The organism is Belnapia sp. AC561, from assembly GCF_979252845.1.
Map to the genome: position 1 here is coordinate 1 of NZ_CEEDBP010000374.1, position 249 is coordinate 249.

The following is a 249-nucleotide window of genomic DNA, read 5'->3' on the forward strand; positions in this document are numbered from 1 at the left end:
CTGGAAGGGGAATTGCGGCAACCTGTCCTCAGCCGTCGGCCCCTTCGCGGTGGCTGAGGGGCTGGTGCGGGTGGCGGATGGGGAGGCGCTGGTGCGCATCCATCAGGTGAACACCCGGAAGATCAGCGAGGCGCGTTTCCCGGTGCGGGACGGCAAGGCGGAGGTGCGGGGCGACTTCGCCATCGCCGGCGTCGCCGGGCCCGGGGCGCGCATCCGGCTCGATTTCCTCTCGCCGGGCGGGTCGCAGAC

At 72.3% G+C, this 249-nt stretch carries 1 protein-coding gene; it reads left to right on the plus strand.

The features are described 5' to 3' along the window. Window positions 1–249: PrpF domain-containing protein (locus AC0IW9_RS31485; protein WP_471652215.1), on the plus strand; the 249-nt coding region annotated here is incomplete at both ends.